The 18,375-nt window shown below is 61.6% G+C and carries 19 protein-coding genes; 16 read left to right on the top strand and 3 right to left on the bottom strand.

All coding sequences use genetic code 11. The features are described 5' to 3' along the window. Positions 1–12 precede the first annotated feature (12 nt). Positions 13–930, bottom strand: a complete 918-nt coding sequence (locus ABD919_RS12985; protein ID WP_345236448.1) for a DUF2167 domain-containing protein — start codon at positions 928–930, stop codon at positions 13–15. Positions 931–1,216: 286 nt separating this feature from the next. On the opposite strand from ABD919_RS12985, the gene ABD919_RS12980 reads away from it, so the two are divergent. From ABD919_RS12980 to ABD919_RS12950, 7 genes are all read left to right on the top strand, one after another. Further along, positions 1,217–2,356, top strand: coding sequence for a cystathionine gamma-synthase (locus tag ABD919_RS12980; RefSeq protein ID WP_345236447.1), 1,140 nt, complete (start codon positions 1,217–1,219; stop codon positions 2,354–2,356). A 105-nt stretch (positions 2,357–2,461) separates the two neighbouring features. Then, on the top strand, positions 2,462–3,304 hold the full coding sequence (locus tag ABD919_RS12975) for a maleylpyruvate isomerase N-terminal domain-containing protein (protein ID WP_345236446.1): 843 nt from the start codon (positions 2,462–2,464) through the stop codon (positions 3,302–3,304). 182 nt (positions 3,305–3,486) lie between these two features. Next, a complete protein-coding gene (locus tag ABD919_RS12970; protein WP_345236445.1) occupies positions 3,487–4,179 on the top strand; it encodes an SGNH/GDSL hydrolase family protein in 693 nt (230 codons plus the stop codon). Positions 4,180–4,219: 40 nt separating this feature from the next. Then, the gene (locus ABD919_RS12965) at positions 4,220–4,414 is read left to right on the top strand and encodes a hypothetical protein (RefSeq protein ID WP_345236444.1); all 195 of its coding nucleotides are present in this window, start codon (positions 4,220–4,222) and stop codon (positions 4,412–4,414) included. 230 nt (positions 4,415–4,644) lie between these two features. Next, the gene (locus tag ABD919_RS23995; protein ID WP_425556414.1) at positions 4,645–4,923 is read left to right on the top strand and encodes a DUF1294 domain-containing protein; all 279 of its coding nucleotides are present in this window, start codon (positions 4,645–4,647) and stop codon (positions 4,921–4,923) included. Positions 4,924–5,412: 489 nt separating this feature from the next. Beyond that, entirely contained in the window at positions 5,413–6,246 is an 834-nt protein-coding gene (locus tag ABD919_RS12955) for a metallophosphoesterase family protein (protein ID WP_345236442.1), read from the top strand. Then, positions 6,246–6,902: a hypothetical protein gene (locus tag ABD919_RS12950; RefSeq protein WP_345236441.1), complete on the top strand. Its 657-nt coding sequence runs from the start codon at positions 6,246–6,248 to the stop codon at positions 6,900–6,902. The genes ABD919_RS12955 and ABD919_RS12950 overlap by 1 nt, the downstream gene beginning before the upstream one ends. A gap of 25 nt (positions 6,903–6,927) precedes the next feature. On the opposite strand, the gene ABD919_RS12945 is transcribed toward ABD919_RS12950, so the two are convergent. Both ABD919_RS12945 and ABD919_RS12940 read right to left on the bottom strand, forming a co-directional pair. Continuing rightward, positions 6,928–8,355: a hypothetical protein gene (locus tag ABD919_RS12945; RefSeq protein WP_345236440.1), complete on the bottom strand. Its 1,428-nt coding sequence runs from the start codon at positions 8,353–8,355 to the stop codon at positions 6,928–6,930. Positions 8,356–8,499: 144 nt separating this feature from the next. After that, positions 8,500–9,525 carry an OmpA family protein gene (locus tag ABD919_RS12940; protein WP_345236439.1) on the bottom strand — a complete coding sequence of 342 codons (1,026 nt, stop codon included), beginning with the start codon at positions 9,523–9,525 and terminating at the stop codon, positions 8,500–8,502. 190 nt (positions 9,526–9,715) lie between these two features. On the opposite strand from ABD919_RS12940, the gene ABD919_RS12935 reads away from it, so the two are divergent. The 9 genes from ABD919_RS12935 to ABD919_RS12895 all read left to right on the top strand — a co-directional run bounded on the left by ABD919_RS12935 (position 9,716) and on the right by ABD919_RS12895 (position 18,210). After that, complete coding sequence (locus ABD919_RS12935; RefSeq protein WP_345236438.1) at positions 9,716–10,765, top strand: class I fructose-bisphosphate aldolase; 1,050 nt, start codon at positions 9,716–9,718, stop codon at positions 10,763–10,765. Positions 10,766–10,919: 154 nt separating this feature from the next. Continuing rightward, a complete protein-coding gene (gene accD / locus ABD919_RS12930; RefSeq protein ID WP_345236437.1) occupies positions 10,920–11,822 on the top strand; it encodes an acetyl-CoA carboxylase, carboxyltransferase subunit beta in 903 nt (300 codons plus the stop codon). Positions 11,823–11,985: 163 nt separating this feature from the next. Further along, positions 11,986–12,699, top strand: coding sequence for a YiaD family glycine zipper/OmpA-like lipoprotein (locus ABD919_RS12925; RefSeq protein ID WP_486332703.1), 714 nt, complete (start codon positions 11,986–11,988; stop codon positions 12,697–12,699). Between the two features lie 164 nt (positions 12,700–12,863). Then, positions 12,864–13,160 carry a glycine zipper domain-containing protein gene (locus ABD919_RS12920; protein ID WP_345236435.1) on the top strand — a complete coding sequence of 99 codons (297 nt, stop codon included), beginning with the start codon at positions 12,864–12,866 and terminating at the stop codon, positions 13,158–13,160. A gap of 269 nt (positions 13,161–13,429) precedes the next feature. After that, a complete protein-coding gene (locus tag ABD919_RS12915; RefSeq protein WP_345236434.1) occupies positions 13,430–14,146 on the top strand; it encodes a YiaD family glycine zipper/OmpA-like lipoprotein in 717 nt (238 codons plus the stop codon). Between the two features lie 119 nt (positions 14,147–14,265). Then, positions 14,266–15,639: an alkaline phosphatase D family protein gene (locus ABD919_RS12910; RefSeq protein WP_345236433.1), complete on the top strand. Its 1,374-nt coding sequence runs from the start codon at positions 14,266–14,268 to the stop codon at positions 15,637–15,639. A 34-nt stretch (positions 15,640–15,673) separates the two neighbouring features. Then, positions 15,674–16,438: an endonuclease III domain-containing protein gene (locus tag ABD919_RS12905; RefSeq protein ID WP_345236432.1), complete on the top strand. Its 765-nt coding sequence runs from the start codon at positions 15,674–15,676 to the stop codon at positions 16,436–16,438. Positions 16,439–16,515: 77 nt separating this feature from the next. Beyond that, the gene (locus ABD919_RS12900) at positions 16,516–17,508 is read left to right on the top strand and encodes a radical SAM protein (RefSeq protein ID WP_345236431.1); all 993 of its coding nucleotides are present in this window, start codon (positions 16,516–16,518) and stop codon (positions 17,506–17,508) included. Between the two features lie 180 nt (positions 17,509–17,688). Further along, positions 17,689–18,210, top strand: a complete 522-nt coding sequence (locus tag ABD919_RS12895) for a gamma carbonic anhydrase family protein (protein WP_345236430.1) — start codon at positions 17,689–17,691, stop codon at positions 18,208–18,210. The last annotated feature ends 165 nt before the right edge of the window (positions 18,211–18,375 follow it).

The raw sequence follows: 18,375 nt of genomic DNA, 5'->3' as shown, positions 1-18,375 counted from the left end.
CAGTAGCATGCACTACTCTTCCTTGCCGCCAAACCCCAAAAACCGCTTGATGGCGGCCCAGGCGCCGGCCAAAGCCAGCAGGCCCACTTTCCAGAACTTGAGCAGCAGGCCGAAGAAGCCCACCTTGGCCAGCACCTTGCCCGCCACCAGGCCACCGATGCCATAAGCAGCCACGTCGTCGAGGTTGGCGTCGAAGTCGGCATACTGCTGGCCCTTGCTGAAGCTCACGTTGCTGAGCAGGCCCGGAATGCTGGCCTTGATTTCGGGCATCTGGTAGGGCTCGCCGATGGCATTGAGCACCAGCACACCCTTGCGGCCCAGCAGGCGCACGTTGTAGTTGAGCGTGGTGTCGGGGCTGGCGCCGAATTGCAGGGCCTGGGCCCAGTGCAGGGCCTTGGTGTTTTTGTCGTAGTACGGGGTGGCGGCCCAGCCCAGCATGTGAATGGGCTCGTAGCCGCTGGCCTCGCGGGCTTCGTTTTCTTCTTCCGTGTCGCTCTGCATGTCCTTGAGCAGGTCGGCGTAGTCGATGTCATCGGCATCGTCGTCCTTCACATAGCCCATGGGGTTATAGCTGATGGAGTAGGCCCAGTTGTTCTTGTCGAGCGGGCCGCGGTCGGCCGGAAACAGCATGCCCAGGGTTTCCTGCTTGGGGTTGCCCCAGAGCTGAGTGAGCACACGCCGGCTCTGGGCCGAGTCGAGGTAGCGGAAGCCGCGTGGCACCGTGAGCTCGCCCATGCCGCCGGGCAGCACAATGTGGCCCTGCTGGAAGTGCAGCGTGGCGTGCACGGAGTCGGCAAAGGCCTTGTACATGGCCTGGCGAATGGCCACCGAGTCGACGGCGGCCGGGGCAGGAGCGGGGGCCGGCTTGGGCTTGGCCAGGGCCGCGCCGTGCAGCAGGGCAAGCCCGGCAAGGAGTAAGATTTTCTTCATACGCAGAATAGATAAAAATTGAGCAAAGGCCATAGCCCGCCGGTAGCGAAGATACTGGTAAATCAATGCTTTTTGCTGTTGCTCAGAAATTAAGCCCAAAGCCTGAGCGCAATATCCTGCTGAATGCAGCCGGGCCGGGCCGGGTGAAGCCACCCTGAAGCGCCAGCTGGCAGGGGGCGTCTGACGACGGGCCTGCCAGGTGCAGCAGGGTAAACTCCGGGCGGCGCCTTCCGTTAGCGTCGTACCTTTCGGCCTGAAATCCCATCCGCTATTTCTTCCCGCATCCATGAAATTCGCCACCAAAGCCATTCACGCCGGCGTCCACCCCGACCCCGCCACCGGGGCCATCATGACGCCCATCTACCAGACCTCGACTTATGTGCAGCGCTCGCCCGGCGACCACAAGGGCTACGAGTACTCGCGCACCCACAACCCCACCCGCACCCAGCTGCAGGATGCCCTGGCGGCCCTCGACAACGGCCGGCACGGCATCGCCTTTGCCAGCGGCATGGCCGCTACCGACTGCGTAGTCAAGCTGCTGCAGCCCGGCGATGAGGTCATCAGCACCAACGACCTGTACGGCGGCTCTTACCGCATCTTCACCAAGGTGTACGAGCAGTACGGCATCAAATTCCACTTCGTGCCCATGCACGACATGGAAGCCGTGCGCGCCAAGGTAAATGCCCGCACCCGGCTCATCTGGGTGGAAACGCCCACCAACCCCCTGCTCAACGTCATCGACATCAAGGCCGCGGCGGCCGTAGCCAAAGAAGCGGGTGCCCTGCTGGTGGTCGACAACACTTTCTCGACGCCTTACTTGCAGCAGCCGCTGGAGCTGGGTGCCGACATCGTGGCTTACTCCCTCACCAAGTACATGGCCGGCCACTCCGACACCGTGATGGGTGCCCTGGTGCTCAACAACGACGAGGTGGCCGAGCGCCTGCGCTTCTACCAGAACGCCTGCGGCGGCACGCCCGGCCCCCAGGACTGCTTCCTGGTGCTGCGCGGCCTCAAAACCCTGCACCTGCGCATGCAGCGCCATTGCGAAAACGGCCGCGCCGTGGCCGAGTATCTGCGCCAGCACCCCAAAGTGGAAAAGGTGTACTGGCCCGGCTTTGAAAACCACCCCAACCACCAGGTGGCGGCCAACCAGATGCGCGACTTCGGCGGCATGATTTCCTTCGTGCTCAAGGGCGACCGCAAGGAAGACGCCGTGGCCTGCCTCGAGAAGTTCCAGCTGTTCTCCCTGGCCGAAAGCCTGGGCGGTGTGGAAAGCCTCAGCGGCCACCCCGCCACCATGACGCACGCCAGCATTCCCGCCGAGGAGCGCCGCAAGGCCGGCCTCAGTGACTCGCTCATTCGCCTGAGCGTGGGCATTGAGGATGCCGAAGACCTGATTGACGACCTGGCCCAGGCCATTGGCTAAACCGGGTTCTTTTTAGTTAAAAGTTAAAAGTGAAGCGTTAAAAAGCAGCCCCGCCTTTTAACGCTTCACTTTTAACTTTTAACTGAATCCTGATGATATCCAGCCATGAATGAGCCCTCGAACACCCTGCCCATCGACGTGCTGCCCCTGTTTCCGGTGCTGGATGAAAAGCTGCTGGCCCTGCTGCGCTCCCTGGCGCCGGCCGACTGGCAGCAGCCCACGCTGGCGCGGCTCTGGACGGTAAAGGACGTAGCCGCCCACCTGCTCGATGGCAGCTTGCGCACCCTGGCCATGCTGCGCGACGGCCACTTTGCCGAGGCGCCCGACGACCCGGCCTCCTACGAGGGCCTGCTTCGCTATCTCAACCAGCTGAACGCCGACTGGGTGCGGGCGGCCCGCCGCCTGAGCCCGGCCCAGCTTATCGACCTGCTGGCCCAGGCCGGCACCGAGTACAACGCCTTCCTGGCCACGCTCGACCCCTGGGCTCCGGCTACCTTCGCCGTGGCCTGGGCCGGCGAGGCCGAGTCGCCGAACTGGTTTCACATTGCCCGCGACTACACCGAGAAGTGGCACCACCAGCAGCAGATTCACGCGGCCGTGGGTGGCCCTGGTCTGCTCACGCCGCAGCTGTTTCCACCCTTTATCGAGACGCTGATGCGGGGGCTGCCCCATGCTTACCGCCAGGTGGCGGCCGCGCCCGGAACTGTGGTGCAGGTGAGCATAGCCGGGCCGATTGGCGGGTGCTGGCAGCTGGTCAGGGAAGATGAGCGGTGGCGGCTGCAGGTCCCACAGGGCCGCCCCGCGGCCGAAGTCACGCTCGGCCCCGACACCGCCTGGCGCCTGTTCACCAAAGGCCTCAGCCCGGAGCAGGCCCGGCCGCAGGTGCAGCTGGCCGGCAATCTACGCCTGGCCGAAGCAGCCCTGCGCCTGGTGGCCGTAATGGCCTGATGGTGGGCCACTGCATCGTGTAGCCTGCTAGCCGCCGGGGGCAGCCTTACCCACCAGGGTGAGGCTGCCCTGTTGTGTTGGGAACCCCGCTGCCAGCCTACGGGCTGCTCGGGGCCGGCACTAATCAGCATCCGGTCCGGTTAGGGGTTCGTATGTCCGTCACTTCTAGCCTTACCACCCCCATGCGACTGCTGCTTCTTCTATTGGCCTTCTTTGCCTGCTCGTGCAGCAAGCAGCAGGACCCTACTCCCCCGCAAGCGGCAGGCCCGCTGCCAGCCAGCAACTACCTGGCCCTGGGCGACTCCTACACCATTGGGGAAGGCGCCGCCCCCGCCGAGCGCTGGCCGGTGCAGCTGGCCGCCCTGGCCCGGCAGCAAGGCCTCAACCTGCAGGAGCCCGCCATTATTGCCCGCACCGGCTGGACCACCGGCGAGCTGCTCGAAGCCATAGCCAATGCCCAACTCACCCGCACCTACGACCTGGTGTCGCTGCAGATTGGGGTCAACAACCAGTACCGGGGCCAGTCGCTGGCCACGTTCCGCCGCGAGTTTGAGCAGCTGCTGCAAACGTCCCAGGCCCTGGCCGGCAACCGCGCAGGCCGGGTGCTGGTGCTTTCCATTCCTGACTGGGGGCAGTCGGCCTTCGCCGCGGACCAGGACCGCGCCCGCATCGGGGCCGAAATCGACGAGTTCAACGCGGCAGCCCGGCAGGCGTGTCAGGCCCGGGGCATGGCCTTCGTTGACATCACCCCGCTCACCCGGGCCGCCGCCGGCGACAACACCCAATTTGTGCGCGACGGGCTGCACTACTCGGGCCTGCAGATGGGCCAGTGGGCCCGGCAGGCCCTGCCGGCAGCGGCCTCCGCCCTGCGCTAAGGCCGGGGGCAGTGGCTGAGCATGCGGCTGCTTATGCTCCATGGAAGGCACCCAAGCCGAGGCAGGCAGGCGCATCGTGGTGATGGAAATGATTCTGGAAGCGGCTTCAAATGGCGTGCTGTCTACGGTCGAGTTTCAAGAAGTCTGGCCCCGAATTAGAGCGCTGTTTGACCAAGACGCGGGCATGCTCGCTACCACGGCCCTTTATTGGTGCTGCTGGAATGCAGACGAGTAAAGCCTGGAGGAAGAGGGGTTTCGTGTCTCGCCCTATATGCGCGACTGGTGGCGGGCAAACTATCCTATTCCTACCGAAGCGGAAAATGGAAACGGCGGTGGCTTCGCCCATGACTAGTTCCGCTTGATGGTTGGACGCCCTTAGCGTAATTTTATTCCCACTACTAGCTGAAATGGCTACCTGGGCTGAAACCCAGCACCGACTCCTCATAAGGGCCCGGCTCCCGCACCATGAAAATATTCTTGAGCTGCCTGTTATTTTCCAATCTGTTGTGCTTCCTGCTGTTCGCCCTGGATAAACGGAAAGCCCAGCGGGGGCAGCGGCGCATTGCCGAAAAAACACTGCACCTTGCTACGCTGCCGGGCGCGGCGCCCGGGGCGTGGGCAGCCATATTGCTGCTGCACCATAAAAACCGCAAAGCCGCTTTCTGGGGTGTTACCCTGGTGCTGATGCTGCTGCAAGGCGCGGTTTTCTTTTTCATGTGGCCTTATCTTCAAGCGCAGTTCTAGCCGTTCGAATAATGAAAGAAGGGTTAATCTTTCTGGCATCGCGGTATCTTGCGTAAGGGGGCAGGCACGTTAAACTGTATTTCATGCTGCGGCAGGACATGGCGCTGCCATAAGATGTTTTCCCAGGAGCGTTGCAACGCGCAAAGAGCAAGTTGTGGTCTCCAGTGAAGCCTGCATAGTATTAACCAGCTTAGCTCAAGAAAACGATAGAGTCTGTCACCGATTCTCAGCCCAACCCGGGGGCTGCAAAAATCAAAAGTGCCCCACCTGAAGTCAGGCGGGGATTTTTTAGTGGTTATATGGCCTCACTTCAAAGCGTTAGCGTAGTTTGCGCCGACCAGTTTTTATAGATTAAATGATACCCCGGCAAAAGTAAATCCTTAAATTTTTCTTAAAAATCATGGTTAGGTCCAACTTGTAAGGGGCTTTATCAGTTTAAAGCAATATCCTCCGCGTCCCTCTTTCACTAACTGACCCGGAGCTACTGCTATGAACTTCCTTACTCTTACGAAACACCTCGGAGCCCGCCTGCTGTTAGGCCTGGCTCTGCTTAGCAGCACGAGCTGCGACCTGCTTGAATTCAGCCCCAACGACCACCGCGTGCCGGAAGAATTCACCAAACTGACCGAGAAAAACCTGGCCCGCCTGCTGGCCCAGCCCCTGCCCGAAGGCGACACCCTGCGCTTCGTATTTACCGGCGACTCCCAGCAGTTCTACGACGAGGCCGAAGCCATGGTGAGCAGCGTCAACCAGCAGCCCGGCATCCAGTTTATGCTGGTGGCCGGCGATATCTCCGACTTCGGCCTGGCCCGGGAGATGCGCTGGGTCGATGAGAAGCTGCGCCGCCTGAAGGTGCCCTACCTCACGGTAGTAGGCAACCACGACATGGTGGGCAATGGCCGCGAAGCCTACCAGCACATCTTCGGCGCCCTCAACTACACCTTTGTGTACGGCGGCACCAAGTTTATCCTCATCGATACCAATAGCCGGGAGTACAACTTTGATGGCAGCGTGCCCAATGTGCCCTGGCTGCAGGCCCAGCTCAACGATGTGGAAGGGGCCCTGCGCCAGGTAGTGGTGTGCCATGTGCCGCCGGGCAACGAAGACTTCGATGCCAACCTGCAGCCAGCCTTCTGCCAGGCCCTGAGCCGGACGCCCAACGTGGCCTTTGCCCTGAATGGGCACAACCATTCCTACCGCATCGGCCAGCCCTTCAACGACGGCGTGACCTACATCAACTCCGACGCCTTCTCCGAGCGCAGCTATATGGTGGTAACGGTGTGGGGAGAAAAGCAATTCCGCGTAAAGCGCGTGGCCTTCTAATGAGTGCCCGGTACCTTGCTGGCCTGCTCCTGGCTGGAGCTGCCAGCGTTTGCACCCCGGCCCTGGCCGCTGCCCCACCCGATACGCTGGCGGTAAAGACCAGCCCGGCCGCCGATTCGCCGGGGCCGCGCCTGCCCTGGTACCGGCCGCGCCACGCAGTGGCCCAACTGGCCGGGGGCATGGGCCTGGCGGCGGCCGGCGTGGGGTATGAATTCCTGCGCAACCGCGTCGAAGCCGACCTGCTACTGGGCTACGTGCCGGCCCGCTACGCCGGCTCTGCGCTGGGCGTCGCCACGGCCAAGCTGCTTTACTCCCCATTCCGGGTGCAGCCGACAGAAAAGCTGCAGCTCTTACCGCTTACCGTGGGGGCGTATGTAAGCTATACCCACGGCACTGAGAACAGCGGCGAGCAGGGCCAGTACCCCAGTGGCTATTACTGGTTTTCGGCCCACACCCGCTACGGCCCGCTGCTGGGCAGCCGCATTACCTACCTGGGGGCGCCGGTGCGGGCCACAGGGCAGCCACGTAAGCTTTCTTTTTACTACGAGCTGGGCTCCAACGACCTTTACATCGCCAGCTACCTCACCAACCGCGACGGCGGCCTGGGCATTGGGCAGCTGCTTACCCTGGGCCTGGGCGTGAAGGCCGACTTTTAGACTTCTTCCGCGCCTGGCTTCTTCCTTAACGGCCGCTGTAAGCCAGCCTGGCTACCTGAGTCCCATCTAGCGTGCGGGCCAGGTACAGGCCAGGGCTTACGCCAGCGGGCTGCCATACCACGCTGCCTTCTGGGGTGCTCTGCAGCCGGGCTACGGTACGGCCCAGCTGGTCGATGATGAGCAATGGCTGGATGCCGGGCTGAATAAGCTGAAACCGCACCTGCTGGTCGAAAGGGCTGGGGTAGGCAACTATGGAAGCCACGTGCGGCCTGGCAGCGCCCAGCGTCTGGCGGGTTACCCGGAAGGGGATGGTTTGTACTGCAGCGCCAACAGTAGGGCAAAAGCTGTCGGATGCGGTAGCCGTCAGTACGTACAGGCCAGGGGATAGAGTCGCCGGCACCTGCCAGCTCAGCTGGCCCTGGCCGTTGCCCAGGTCCTGAAACATAAGCCCGGGGACCAGGCCCACATCATCGCTGCGCAGCTCCAGTACCTGGCCGGCATCGGCGTCGGTCGCCGTGAGATTGAGCGTAATGGTTTGGCCGGGGTTCACGCGAAGGGTCTGCCCCTGCAGCTGAACAGCTGGGTTGCTGCTGGAAGTCACCCGGGTAAACACCGGCGGCTGATTGGTGCCGACGCGAAGCTGGTATTGGGTGTCGCGCCTGACGCTGCCAATCTGCTGCCAGCGGCCATTCACCTGGCGGTACTCATTCACCTGCACGGCCAATGCATAATAACCCTGGCGTACCGGCACAGGCTGATAAAGTAATTCGCCGGTCTCTTGATTAATCAGGAATTGGGGAGCAATGGCACCTACCGTGGAGTAGCCGCAAACCGATGGTTCGGAGTCCGCCTGCGGCTGCACAAGCTCATAAACCAATGAATCGCCATCCGCGTCGAAGGTGTGCATGCTATAGCGCTGTCCTGGGGCATCGGTCAGGTCGATAAGCCGGGCAGGCGCAAACCGGGGGGAGGTATTGACCAGTCCGCTGCGGTTATCCAGCAGGGCCTGCACATAATAGCTTTGCAGCCAAGGCTGAGACATGTTCAGAAGCCCATACCGGCGGTTTGAAGTATTCACGCTTAAAGTCCAGAGGGCCGGTGGCAGCTGCACCTGGCCTTCCAGCACCGTAATGCTGTAGTACAAGGGGCCCGCACCGCAGCTGCCGGCCGGCAGCCGCGGGCTGGTTCGCTGCAGCATGGTAGTGAAGCTGCCCACCTGGGTACTGCTGCACTCATTTCTCCCGCAGGTTAACTGCATCTGGTTGTCTGTAACCGACGAGTTCAGGTCCTGGTATAGGGTGGCTCTTACCCGATACTGATAGGGATTGGCAGCCGTGCCGGTGTACTCATAAGTCAGGTCGACCGATAAGATATGCGAGGCCCGGACCGCGAGGGTACTGGCCCCCCAGCAAACAAGAAGCGCGAAAACACGGATGAGTAGATACGGGCGCATAGCTGCTGAGCGAGGAAAAAGGTGAAACGGGAAGCCACGAAAGCTGCCGGGCCCGAACGCCCTGCGTTCACTCGATGCCGCAACTGCCGGAACTTCACATACGGATGCCCGCACAATTGTGGCTTTGCCGCACCATTCCTACAGCTACTTTGCGCCCGGGGTGCTGCTGGAGTTGCTGTCCAGTATCTGGAACAGCTCGTCGAGCTTGGGCGTGAGGATGATTTCCGTGCGCCGGTTCAGGGCCTTGTTCGCCGGGGTGTCGTTGGCGGCTACCGGCACAAATTTTCCCCGGCCAGAGGCCGTAACACGCTCCGGGTTCACGCCGTTGTTAGTAAGCAAGCGGGCAATTTCGGTGGCCCGTAGCGCGCTCAGGTCCCAGTTGTCGGTGAGGCCGGCGGTGCCCGTCCGGATGGGCACGTTGTCGGTGTGGCCTTCCACTACCACGTTCACGTCTTTCTGCTCCTGCAGCACGGTGGCCAGCTTTTTCAGCGCTTCCTCTCCCTTGGGGTCTACCTTGGTTGAGCCTGACTTAAACAGCAGCTGCTCCGACAGCGACACGTACACTTTGCCATCTTTGAGCTTCACCTGCAGGTCGCTGGAGTTGAAGCTGAGCAGGGCCTTGCTGACCCGCGCCCGCAGGTCGTTCACGGCCCGGTCCTTGTCGGCCAGGGCCTGGGTCAGCTCGGCCAGGCGGGCTTCGCGGCCTTTCAGGTCGGCGGCGAGGCGGTCGTTTTCGGCCTTGCTCTTCTGCAGGTTGGTTTCCAGCTCGCCCAGCTCGGCTTCGCGCCGGGCCAGGTCCTTGGCCACCTTGTTGTAGTCGTTGGATTTGTTGGCCAGCTCCCGGTCGCTGTTCTTGAGTAGCTTGTCGTAGCTGTTGTTGAGCTCGTTGTACAAGGTGCGCGTCTTGCGGTACGCCGCGCCGGTCTCGGCCGAGTCGGTTACGAGGCGCTTCTGGGTGAGGCGCATCTGGGCCAGCTCGTCGGTGGCCTTCTTCAGCTCGGCCGTGGCGTTGCGGTACTGGCGCTCTGCGTCGGCCTTGCCTTTCTCATCGGCGGCCTGGCGGGCGCGCAGGTCGTCGTATTTCTTGGCCGTCACGCAGCTGGTCAGCGCCGGTGAGCCGGCCAGCAGGGATAGGGAGAGGCCCAGCAGGGCTAAGGAGTGATTTTTCACAAGGATGAGTAGTAAGAAAGTAGCAGCAGAACCCAGGTTGAGCTGCGGGCTCGGTTTTGGTACGGCAAGGTAGCGCCAACCGGGCCGGCTACGCAACCAAACGACCAATCTTCCACTGAAAACCGGCCTATCTTTGCCCCTGTTAGCTACCCTTCCCAACTGCCAAATCCCTCCCCTAGCACTCTTCCAGATGGCCGCACCCCTGACCATGAGCGCCGAAATCGAAGCCCTGCTGGCGCACGAATGCCAAACCATTGGCAAAGACCTGATTCACGCCCCCGGCCCCGACTTTCTCGACCGCTGCTTCGTGCCGTCCAGCCGCACGCCGCAGGTAATCCGCAGCCTGGGCCAGCTCTACAGCCACGGCCGCCTGGCCGGCACGGGCTACCTGAGCATCCTGCCCGTCGACCAGGGCATTGAGCACACCGCGGGCGCCTCCTTCGGCCCGAACCCGATGTACTTCGACCCCGAAAACATCATCCGGCTGGCGCTGGAAGGCGGCTGCAATGCCGTAGCCACCACCTTTGGCACCTTCGGCACCGTGGCCCGCCGGTACGCCCACAAGATTCCCTTCCTGGTAAAAATCAACCACAACGAGTTGATGACTTACCCTAATAAGTTCGACCAGATTCTGTTTGGCTCGGTACGTGAAGCCTGGAACCTGGGCGCCACGGCCGTGGGGGCCACCATCTACTTCGGCTCGGAAGAGTCGAACCGCCAGCTGGTGGAAGTGGCCCAGGCCTTTGAGGAAGCCCACGAGCTGGGCCTGGCCACGGTGCTGTGGTGCTATACCCGCAACAATGCCTTCAAAACGGCCGAGAAAGACTACCACGTAGCCACCGACCTCACGGGCCAGGCCAACCACCTCGGCGTGACCATTCAGGCCGACATCATCAAGCAGAAGCTGCCCGAGAACAACGGCGGCTTTACGGCCCTCAAGTTTGGCAAAACCCACCAGGCCATGTACGAGACGCTGAGCTCGGACAATCCCATCGACCTGGCCCGCTACCAGGTGGCCAACTGCTACATGGGCCGCATCGGCCTCATCAACTCGGGCGGCGAAAGCAAAGGCGCCACCGACCGCGACGAAGCCGTCCGCACGGCCATCATCAACAAGCGCGCCGGTGGCCAGGGCCTGATTTCGGGCCGCAAGGCTTTTCAGCGTCCGTTTGCTGAAGGCGTGGAGCTGCTAAACGCCATTCAGGACGTGTACCTCGACCAAAGCATCACCCTGGCGTAATTTTCAGTGAGCAATTATCAGTGAGCAATGAGCAATGCGGCATACGCTGCGTGGTTCATCACTAATTTTGCTCGCACTACATCTTACTTAATCATGAGCAGTCAGAATATTGCTCACTGTTCACTGTTCATTGCTCATTGTTAACTGAAGAAAAATGGCCTGGTTCAAGCGCGTAGAAAAGGGCATCGTAACGCCCACCGAGCAGAAAAAAGAAACTCCGGACGGCCTTTGGTACAAGTGCCCCGAGTGTAAAACGGTGGCCACCATGGCCGAGCACAAGCGCCTGCTGCACGTGTGCGGCAGCTGCAGCTACCACGACCGGGTAGATGCCGCCGACTACTTCGACCTCCTGTTCGACAGCGGCGAGTTTAGCGAGCTGGATGCCGACCTGAGGTCGGGCGACCCCCTGCAGTTCGTCGATACCAAGGCGTATCCGCAACGGGTGCAGGCCACCGAGCGCAACACCGGCCTGAAAGATGCCGTGCGCACGGCCCACGGCATGTCGGCCGGGCAGCCGCTGGTGGTAGCGGCCATGGACTTCAAGTTTATCGGTGGCTCGATGGGCTCGGTGGTAGGGGAGAAGATTGCCCGCGCCATCGACTTTGCCCGGCAGAACCGCACGCCCTTTCTGATGATTTCCCGCTCGGGCGGCGCCCGCATGATGGAAGCCGGCTACTCGCTGATGCAGATGGCCAAGACCTCGGCCAAGCTGGCCCAGCTGGCCGAAGCCGGGGTGCCCTACGTGTCGCTGCTCACCGACCCCACCACGGGCGGCGTGACGGCGTCCTTCGCCATGCTCGGCGACTTCAACATTGCCGAGCCCGGGGCGCTTATCGGCTTTGCCGGGCCCCGCGTTATCAAGGAAACCATTGGCAAAGACCTGCCCAAGGGCTTTCAGAGCGCCGAGTTCGTGCTCGAGCATGGGTTCCTGGACTTCATTGTCGACCGCCGCGAGCTGAAGCAGCGCCTGGCCGACCTGCTGGGCATGCTTCGCCCGGCCGATGCGGCCGCCCCGGAGCCGCGTGAGGCCCGGCGTAGCTCCGTAAAAACCCAGTAGAAACGCTCAAAAAGCCATTTTCTGCTTTCGGCATACTTCTTGAAAAGCCCGCTTTCGTCACCGAAGCGGGCTTTTCCCGTATAAGGCCTGACCATTACTTCTTAATACTTCCTTTCCCATGAAATTCTCCCAATCCCTTCTTTCCCTGCTGATGGCCTTCATGCTGCTATTCAGCTCCTGTGCCACTTCCAACCAAACGGCGGGCAATACCTCGCCCCAGCCCCTGCCGGATACCAACGGCACTGGTGCCCGTCAGAATGACGGAATGAGCAAAACCACCAAGGGTGGCATTATTGGCGCCGGTAGCGGCGCAGTGGTGGGCGGCGTAATCGGCCGCGTAATTGGCGGCGACGCCAAGGGCACGGCTATCGGCGCCATTGTTGGTGCCGCTGCCGGTGGCACGGCCGGTGCTCTCATCGGCCGTAAAATGGACAAGCAGGCCGAAGAGCTGCAGCGCGACATGGCCAATGCCAAAGTAGAGCGTGTGGGCGAAGGCATTAAAATTACCTTCGACGCCGGCATTCTCTTCGACGTAAACAAAGCCGACCTGCGCCCGGCCTCGCGCCTGGAAATCGACAAGATGGCCGCCGTGCTGCAGAAATACCCCGACACCAACGTGCTGATTGAAGGCCACACCGACGCCAGCGGCTCGGATGCCATCAACCAGCCCCTGTCGGAGCGCCGTGCCCAGGCCGTAGCTGCCGAAACCATCGCCAAAGGCGTCGCCTCCAGCCGCATCACCACCCGTGGCTATGGTGCCAGCCAGCCCGTAGCCGACAACAGCACCGCGGAAGGCAAGCAGGCCAACCGCCGCGTGGAAGTTGCCATCTTCGCCAACGAAAAAATGAAGAAGGCTGCCGAAGAGGGCCGTCTGTAATCTCTTCTGAGTTGCTATAAGTTAAGAAAGGCCGCCCGCTGGGCGGCCTTTTTTTATGCGTCAGCCTTAGTACAGATATTCATAAGCCCTTTTGGAGCAACCCGAGCAGCGGGCAATTCGTTTAGGTCTTGTTGTCTTATTTCAACCTTTATTTTGACTTAGCCATGAAATCATTTAAATCATATTTCGCCCTGCTGCTCACTTCTTTCATGCTTGCGGGCTCGGTAGCCGAGGCACAGACTACTCAGCCGGCTCCCCGCAAAAAATGGAGCGGTAAAGCCAAAGGCGCTGCCATTGGGGCCGGCACGGGGGCAGCTACCGGCGCCGTGGTAGGCGGCGGCAAGGGCGCCGTAGTAGGCGGCGTGGTAGGTGCCGTAGGGGGCGGCATAATCGGACGCAAGAAAGACAAGAAGAAGGACCCCGTGCGCTACGAGCAGTACGCCAACAAAAACGACAAGTAGGGCCTTGGCCCCGCCTGCCGTACCTAGGCCGTTTTCCAAGTGAACGGGTCAGGTTTTTAGGAAACTTCTAAAAGCTGGCAGGCCCCGCGAAAGCGGGGCCTTTTTGCTGTTGGCAGTCTGCAGCAAGCCGTACGGCTAGCGGAGGCTGGCGTCGGCCGTAAACAGTTTGGCAAGGTGGTTGCAATTGGCGTACTTGCCGGCCTAATGCATAAGCGCATACTTTTGCCGCTCTCTAGACTTACCCTTACCAACCCATTTTACCTTTTAACATGAAAAATTTTCGTTCGTCGCTCACTTTCCTGCTAGCTCTTTTGCTGCTCGTGAGCAACTTCGTACAGGCCCAGACTACTACCGTTTCGACTGAGAAGCCGAAGGGCATGAGCAAGACGCTGAAAGGCGGCATCATCGGCGGTGTGGGCGGTGCCGTAGCCGGTGGCGTAGCCGGCCGTTTGATTGGCGGCAAGTCGGGCACGGCCAAAGGTGCCATCATTGGGGCTGTTGTGGGTGGCACGGCTGGTGCCCTTATCGGCCGTAAGATGGACAAAGCCGCTGCTGAGCTGCGCCGCGACCTCGAAGGCGCTACCGTAGAGCGCGTAGGCGAAGGCATCAAAATTACCTTTGCTTCGGGCATTCTGTTCGCCACCAACTCGTCTAACCTGACCGAAGAAGCTGCTGGCAACATCACCCAGCTGGGTGAGACCCTGAAAAAGTATTCCGACACCAACGTCCTGATTGAAGGCCACACCGACGCCAGCGGCTCGGATGCCATCAACCAGCCCCTGTCGGAGCGTCGCGCCCAGGCGGTGGCCAATACCATCATTGCCGACGGGGTAGACTCCGGCCGTATCACGGTGAAAGGCTACGGCTCGAGCCAGCCGGTAGCTGACAACAGCTCGGCTTCTGGCAAAGCTGCCAACCGCCGCGTTGAAGTGGCCATCTTCGCCAACGAGAAGATGCAGAAAGCTGCTAAGCGCGGCCAGCTGTAAGCACAAGGCCCAGCGCCATTAAACGTCAAAAAGGCCGCTCCCGAGGGAGCGGCCTTTTTTTGTGCATTATTGGTAAAGGCACTACCAGCGCCGGGAAGAGGCGCTTGCTACTTTTGGGCATGAATCGACACGCCCTGCTGTATGGCGCCGCCCTGGCGCTGCTTTCCTCGCCCTTGGCCGCTCAGCCCCGCACGCCCGCAAAAACGACGAAAGCCGCAGTGGCACAGCCCACCGCGGCGCTGCTGCGCTCGGGGCCCATGGTGGGGTATTCCGAGATGCGGGAAGTGGCCCTATGGGTGCAAACCAACGGTCCGGCCACAGCAGTCATCGAGTACTGGGACGTGGCGGCGCCGGCCCGCAAGCTGCGCACGGCCCCGGTGGTGGCTACGGCCGCGCCGGGCTTCACGGCGCATCTGCTGGCCGACCAGGTGGAGCCCGGGCATCGGTATGCTTATGCCCTGTACCTGAACGGGCAGCTGGTGCCGCGGCCGTACCCGCTGGAGTTTCAAACCCAGGCGCTGTGGCAATGGCGGCAGGAGCCGCCCAACTTCCGCTTTGCCCTGGGCTCCTGTGTGTATGTGAACGAGCCGGCGTACGACCGTCCCGGCCGGCCTTATGGCGGGGAGTATGGCATCTTCAGCAGCATCAATGCCCAGCGGCCGGACTTTATGCTCTGGCTGGGCGATAATACCTACCTGCGCGAGGCCGACTGGAACACGCGCACGGGCATCTACCACCGGTATAGCCACTCGCGGGCCGTGCCGGAAATGCAGCCCCTGCTGGCTCGCACGCACAATTACGCCATCTGGGACGACCACGACTACGGGCCCAACGACTCAGACCGAAGCTTTGCCATGAAGGAAACCACCCGCGCCGCCTTCCGCGACTTCTGGGCCAATCCCAACTATGGGCCGGCCGGTGGTGCCTACGGCAGCTTTGAGTGGAGCGACGTGCAGGTGTTTCTGCTCGACAACCGCTGGTTTCGCAGCTCGAACAGCTATAATACCAAGGAAGGCAGCTACCTGGGCCGCGAGCAGCTTAGCTGGCTGCTGGATGCGCTCACCGCCAGCCAAGCCACCTTTAAGCTGATAGCCGTGGGCGGGCAGGTGCTGAACCCGGCCAAGGTATTCGAAAACTACAGCAACTACGAGCAGGAGCGGGCAGCCCTGCTCCAAGGCATTGCCGACCGCCGCATCAGCGGGGTGGTGTTTCTGGATGGCGACCGCCACCACACCGAGCTGACCAAGCTGGAGCGGCCGGGCACCTACCCGCTCTACGACTTTACCTGCTCGCCCCTGACGAGCAGCGCCGCCACCGGCGCCCGCACGGAAGCCAACACCGGCCGTGTGGAGGGAACCTTCGTGGCCGAGCGCAACTTCGCGCTCATCGACGTGAGCGGGCCCCGTGCCAGCCGGCAGCTGAAGATTTCGGTGCTCGACCAGGCGGGCAAGCTTCTCTGGGAACGCAGCCTAAGCGCAACAGAGCTGAAGTAGCAACCCAAGCTGCTGCGGCTGGGTACAAGGGCCTATGCCTGCCACCTACACCTCCCCAGCCGCCGACAAAGCCCTGGCCGACCACAGCATCCTGGACCATTTCTATGGGCACCTGCCGCCACAGCCGCGGCGCACGCCCATGTGGGAGCTGATTTCGACCATACTCTCGCACCGCACCACGCATGCCGACGAAGAGCTGGCCTACGACCGCATGCTGGAAGCTTTTGGCGACTGGCCCGGCGTGCTGGCCGCGCCCACCGCGGAGCTGGCGCATGCCATCCGCACCACGCGCTGGCCCGACACCCAGGCGCCGCGCATTCAGGAGGTGCTGCGCCGCATTCAGGCCACTACGGGTGGGGATTTTACCCTGGACTTTCTGGCCGAGTGGCCGCTGGAGCAAGCCATGGCCTGGCTGACGGACATGCCCGGTATTGGGCTGAAAACGGCGTCGCTGCTGCTGCTTTTCAATTATCACAAGCCCGTGCTGCCTGTAGATACCCACGTGCATCGGGTAGCCCAGCGCGTGGGCTTTCTGGGGCCGAAAGTTTCGGTAGAGAAAGCCCACGGCGTGCTGCTGGCCCTGCTGCCTGCCGACGCCGAGCTGCTGTTCAACTTTCACAAGCACAACTACTGGCACGGGCAGCAGATTTGCTTTTTTCTGCGGCCCAACTGCCCGCGCTGCCCCCTGAAAGGCTTTTGCGGCTATTACCTGGAGCACTACGGTCCGGCCACGGCCGAGGCTCTGGCCGCTACGCCGGAGCGCTGGGATGCCGCGGCCTGGGGCAAGCTGCCGCATTAGCTTTGTAGCGTGGACTCTGTGAGTCCGCGCATCCACTGTCCCTTCACGCGCGGACTCGCAGAGTCCACGCTACTGCCATGCGTCTCGTCAAGCATCCCGTCCTCTGCAACTACTACGTCACGTACCGCTGCAATGCGAAGTGCGCGTTTTGCGATATCTGGGAAAAGCCTTCGCCTTACGTGACGCTGGAGCAGGTGAGCGAGAACCTGCGCGACCTCAAGCGGCTGGGCGTGTCGGTGATAGACTTCACCGGGGGCGAGCCGCTGCTGCACCGGCAGCTGCCCGACTTTGTGCGGCTGGCCCGGCAGATGGGGTTTATCACCACCGTCACCACCAACGGCCTGCTCTACCCCAAGAATGCCGAAAAGCTGCGCGGGCAGGTCGACATGCTGCATTTTTCGCTGGACTCGGCCGACCGCGACACCCACGACCTGGGGCGCGGCGTGGCCTGCTATGACTTCGTGCTGGAAAGCATCCGCGTGGCCCGGGAGCTGGGCGAGCGGCCGGATATTCTGTTCACGGTATTCCGCAAAAACCTGGCAGACCTGGAGGCCGTGTACCGCGACATCACCCAGCCCAATGGCCTGGTGCTGATTATCAACCCGGCCTTTGAGTACGGCGAGGTAGAAACCGGCGAGCAGCTGACGGCCGCGGAGCTGGACTACCTCTCGGCTTTCGGCAAGCGCAAGGGCGTGTACCTGAACGAGGCCTTTATTCAGCTGCGCCGGGATGGCGGCAACCACGTAGCCGCCCCCGTGTGCCGGGCGGCCAGCACCACGCTGGTGATTTCGCCCTACAACGAGCTGGTGCTGCCCTGCTACCACCTGGGCGAGCAGAAGTTTCCCATTGAAGGCCGGCTGTATGAGCTCTACAATGCGCCCGAAACCCAGCGCCTGGCCGCCCTCGAAGGCCGCCTGCCGGCCTGTGAGGGCTGCACCATCAACTGCTACATGCAGCCGAGCTTCGCCGTGGAAACCAGCAAGTACTTCTGGCAGGCCCTGCCCAGCACCCTGAAGTACAACTGGGAAAAAGGCACCTGGAAGCGGCTGCTTTCATCAGTTAACAATTAGCAGTTAACAATGAGCAATGAGCAATTAACAGTTAGCAGTAAATAAGTGGGTATTGAAAAATTTTTGCTTAGGCAATTCGTAAAAAGCCCTCCGGCTTGATTAGAGGCTGAATATTTTTGCTCATTGCTCATTGCTCATTGCTCATTGCTCATTGCTCATTGCTCATTGCTAACTAAAAAAATGCCCGCTCTCATCCTGCCCGTCCACGGTGTTCATCCTCAGATTCCGGCCGACTGCTTTGTGGCCGACAATGCCACCATTATTGGCGACGTGATACTGGGGCGGGGCTGTACGGTGTGGTTTACGGCCGTTATCCGGGGCGATGTGCACCGCATTCGAATCGGCGAAGAAACCAACATTCAGGACGGGGCGGTGCTGCACTGCACCTACCAGAAAGCGCCGCTCACTATTGGCAGCCGCGTAAGCATCGGGCACCGGGCCATTGTGCACGGCTGCACCGTGGAAGACGAGGTGCTTATCGGCATGGGCGCCATTGTGATGGACCATGCCGTGGTGGGCACGGGCTGCATTATTGCCGCCGGCAGCGTGGTGCTGGAAAACTTCGTGTGCGAGCCCGGCTACCTGTACGCCGGGGTGCCGGCCCGAAAAGTAAAGCCCGTTTCGGAGGCGCAGCGCGAGGGCCTGCGCCGCACTGCGGCCAACTACCAGACCTACGCCAGCTGGCTGGAAGGGGGCGTTTAGTTGCTAGTTGTCAGTTGCTCGTTGTCAGTTGCTCGTTGTCAGTTGCTCGTTGTCAGTTGTCAGTGTTGTTCTGGAGGATACTTTTTAAGAACGATGCTAACAACTGACAACTAACAACTGACAACTAATAACTGACAACTGACAACCAACAACTGACAACTAACC

Origin of the sequence: Hymenobacter saemangeumensis (genome assembly GCF_039541835.1) — a bacterium.
GTDB classification, from domain to species: domain Bacteria; phylum Bacteroidota; class Bacteroidia; order Cytophagales; family Hymenobacteraceae; genus Hymenobacter; species Hymenobacter saemangeumensis.
The sequence above is the reverse complement of the archived record's forward strand: the minus strand, read 5'-3'. Positions and strand labels throughout refer to the sequence as shown.

What these genes read in the sequence shown, in the direction of transcription:
- ABD919_RS12985 (WP_345236448.1), bottom strand. Translation starts at nt 930, where the DNA reads ATGAAGAAAATCTTACTCCTTGCCGGGCTTGCCCTGCTGCACGGCGCG.
- ABD919_RS12980 (WP_345236447.1), top strand. Translation starts at nt 1,217, where the DNA reads ATGAAATTCGCCACCAAAGCCATTCACGCCGGCGTCCACCCCGACCCC.
- ABD919_RS12975 (WP_345236446.1), top strand. Translation starts at nt 2,462, where the DNA reads ATGAATGAGCCCTCGAACACCCTGCCCATCGACGTGCTGCCCCTGTTT.
- ABD919_RS12970 (WP_345236445.1), top strand. Translation starts at nt 3,487, where the DNA reads ATGCGACTGCTGCTTCTTCTATTGGCCTTCTTTGCCTGCTCGTGCAGC.
- ABD919_RS12965 (WP_345236444.1), top strand. Translation starts at nt 4,220, where the DNA reads ATGGAAGGCACCCAAGCCGAGGCAGGCAGGCGCATCGTGGTGATGGAA.
- ABD919_RS23995 (WP_425556414.1), top strand. Translation starts at nt 4,645, where the DNA reads ATGAAAATATTCTTGAGCTGCCTGTTATTTTCCAATCTGTTGTGCTTC.
- ABD919_RS12955 (WP_345236442.1), top strand. Translation starts at nt 5,413, where the DNA reads ATGAACTTCCTTACTCTTACGAAACACCTCGGAGCCCGCCTGCTGTTA.
- ABD919_RS12950 (WP_345236441.1), top strand. Translation starts at nt 6,246, where the DNA reads ATGAGTGCCCGGTACCTTGCTGGCCTGCTCCTGGCTGGAGCTGCCAGC.
- ABD919_RS12945 (WP_345236440.1), bottom strand. Translation starts at nt 8,355, where the DNA reads ATGCGCCCGTATCTACTCATCCGTGTTTTCGCGCTTCTTGTTTGCTGG.
- ABD919_RS12935 (WP_345236438.1), top strand. Translation starts at nt 9,716, where the DNA reads ATGGCCGCACCCCTGACCATGAGCGCCGAAATCGAAGCCCTGCTGGCG.
- accD (WP_345236437.1), top strand. Translation starts at nt 10,920, where the DNA reads ATGGCCTGGTTCAAGCGCGTAGAAAAGGGCATCGTAACGCCCACCGAG.
- ABD919_RS12920 (WP_345236435.1), top strand. Translation starts at nt 12,864, where the DNA reads ATGAAATCATTTAAATCATATTTCGCCCTGCTGCTCACTTCTTTCATG.
- ABD919_RS12915 (WP_345236434.1), top strand. Translation starts at nt 13,430, where the DNA reads ATGAAAAATTTTCGTTCGTCGCTCACTTTCCTGCTAGCTCTTTTGCTG.
- ABD919_RS12910 (WP_345236433.1), top strand. Translation starts at nt 14,266, where the DNA reads ATGAATCGACACGCCCTGCTGTATGGCGCCGCCCTGGCGCTGCTTTCC.
- ABD919_RS12905 (WP_345236432.1), top strand. Translation starts at nt 15,674, where the DNA reads ATGCCTGCCACCTACACCTCCCCAGCCGCCGACAAAGCCCTGGCCGAC.
- ABD919_RS12900 (WP_345236431.1), top strand. Translation starts at nt 16,516, where the DNA reads ATGCGTCTCGTCAAGCATCCCGTCCTCTGCAACTACTACGTCACGTAC.
- ABD919_RS12895 (WP_345236430.1), top strand. Translation starts at nt 17,689, where the DNA reads ATGCCCGCTCTCATCCTGCCCGTCCACGGTGTTCATCCTCAGATTCCG.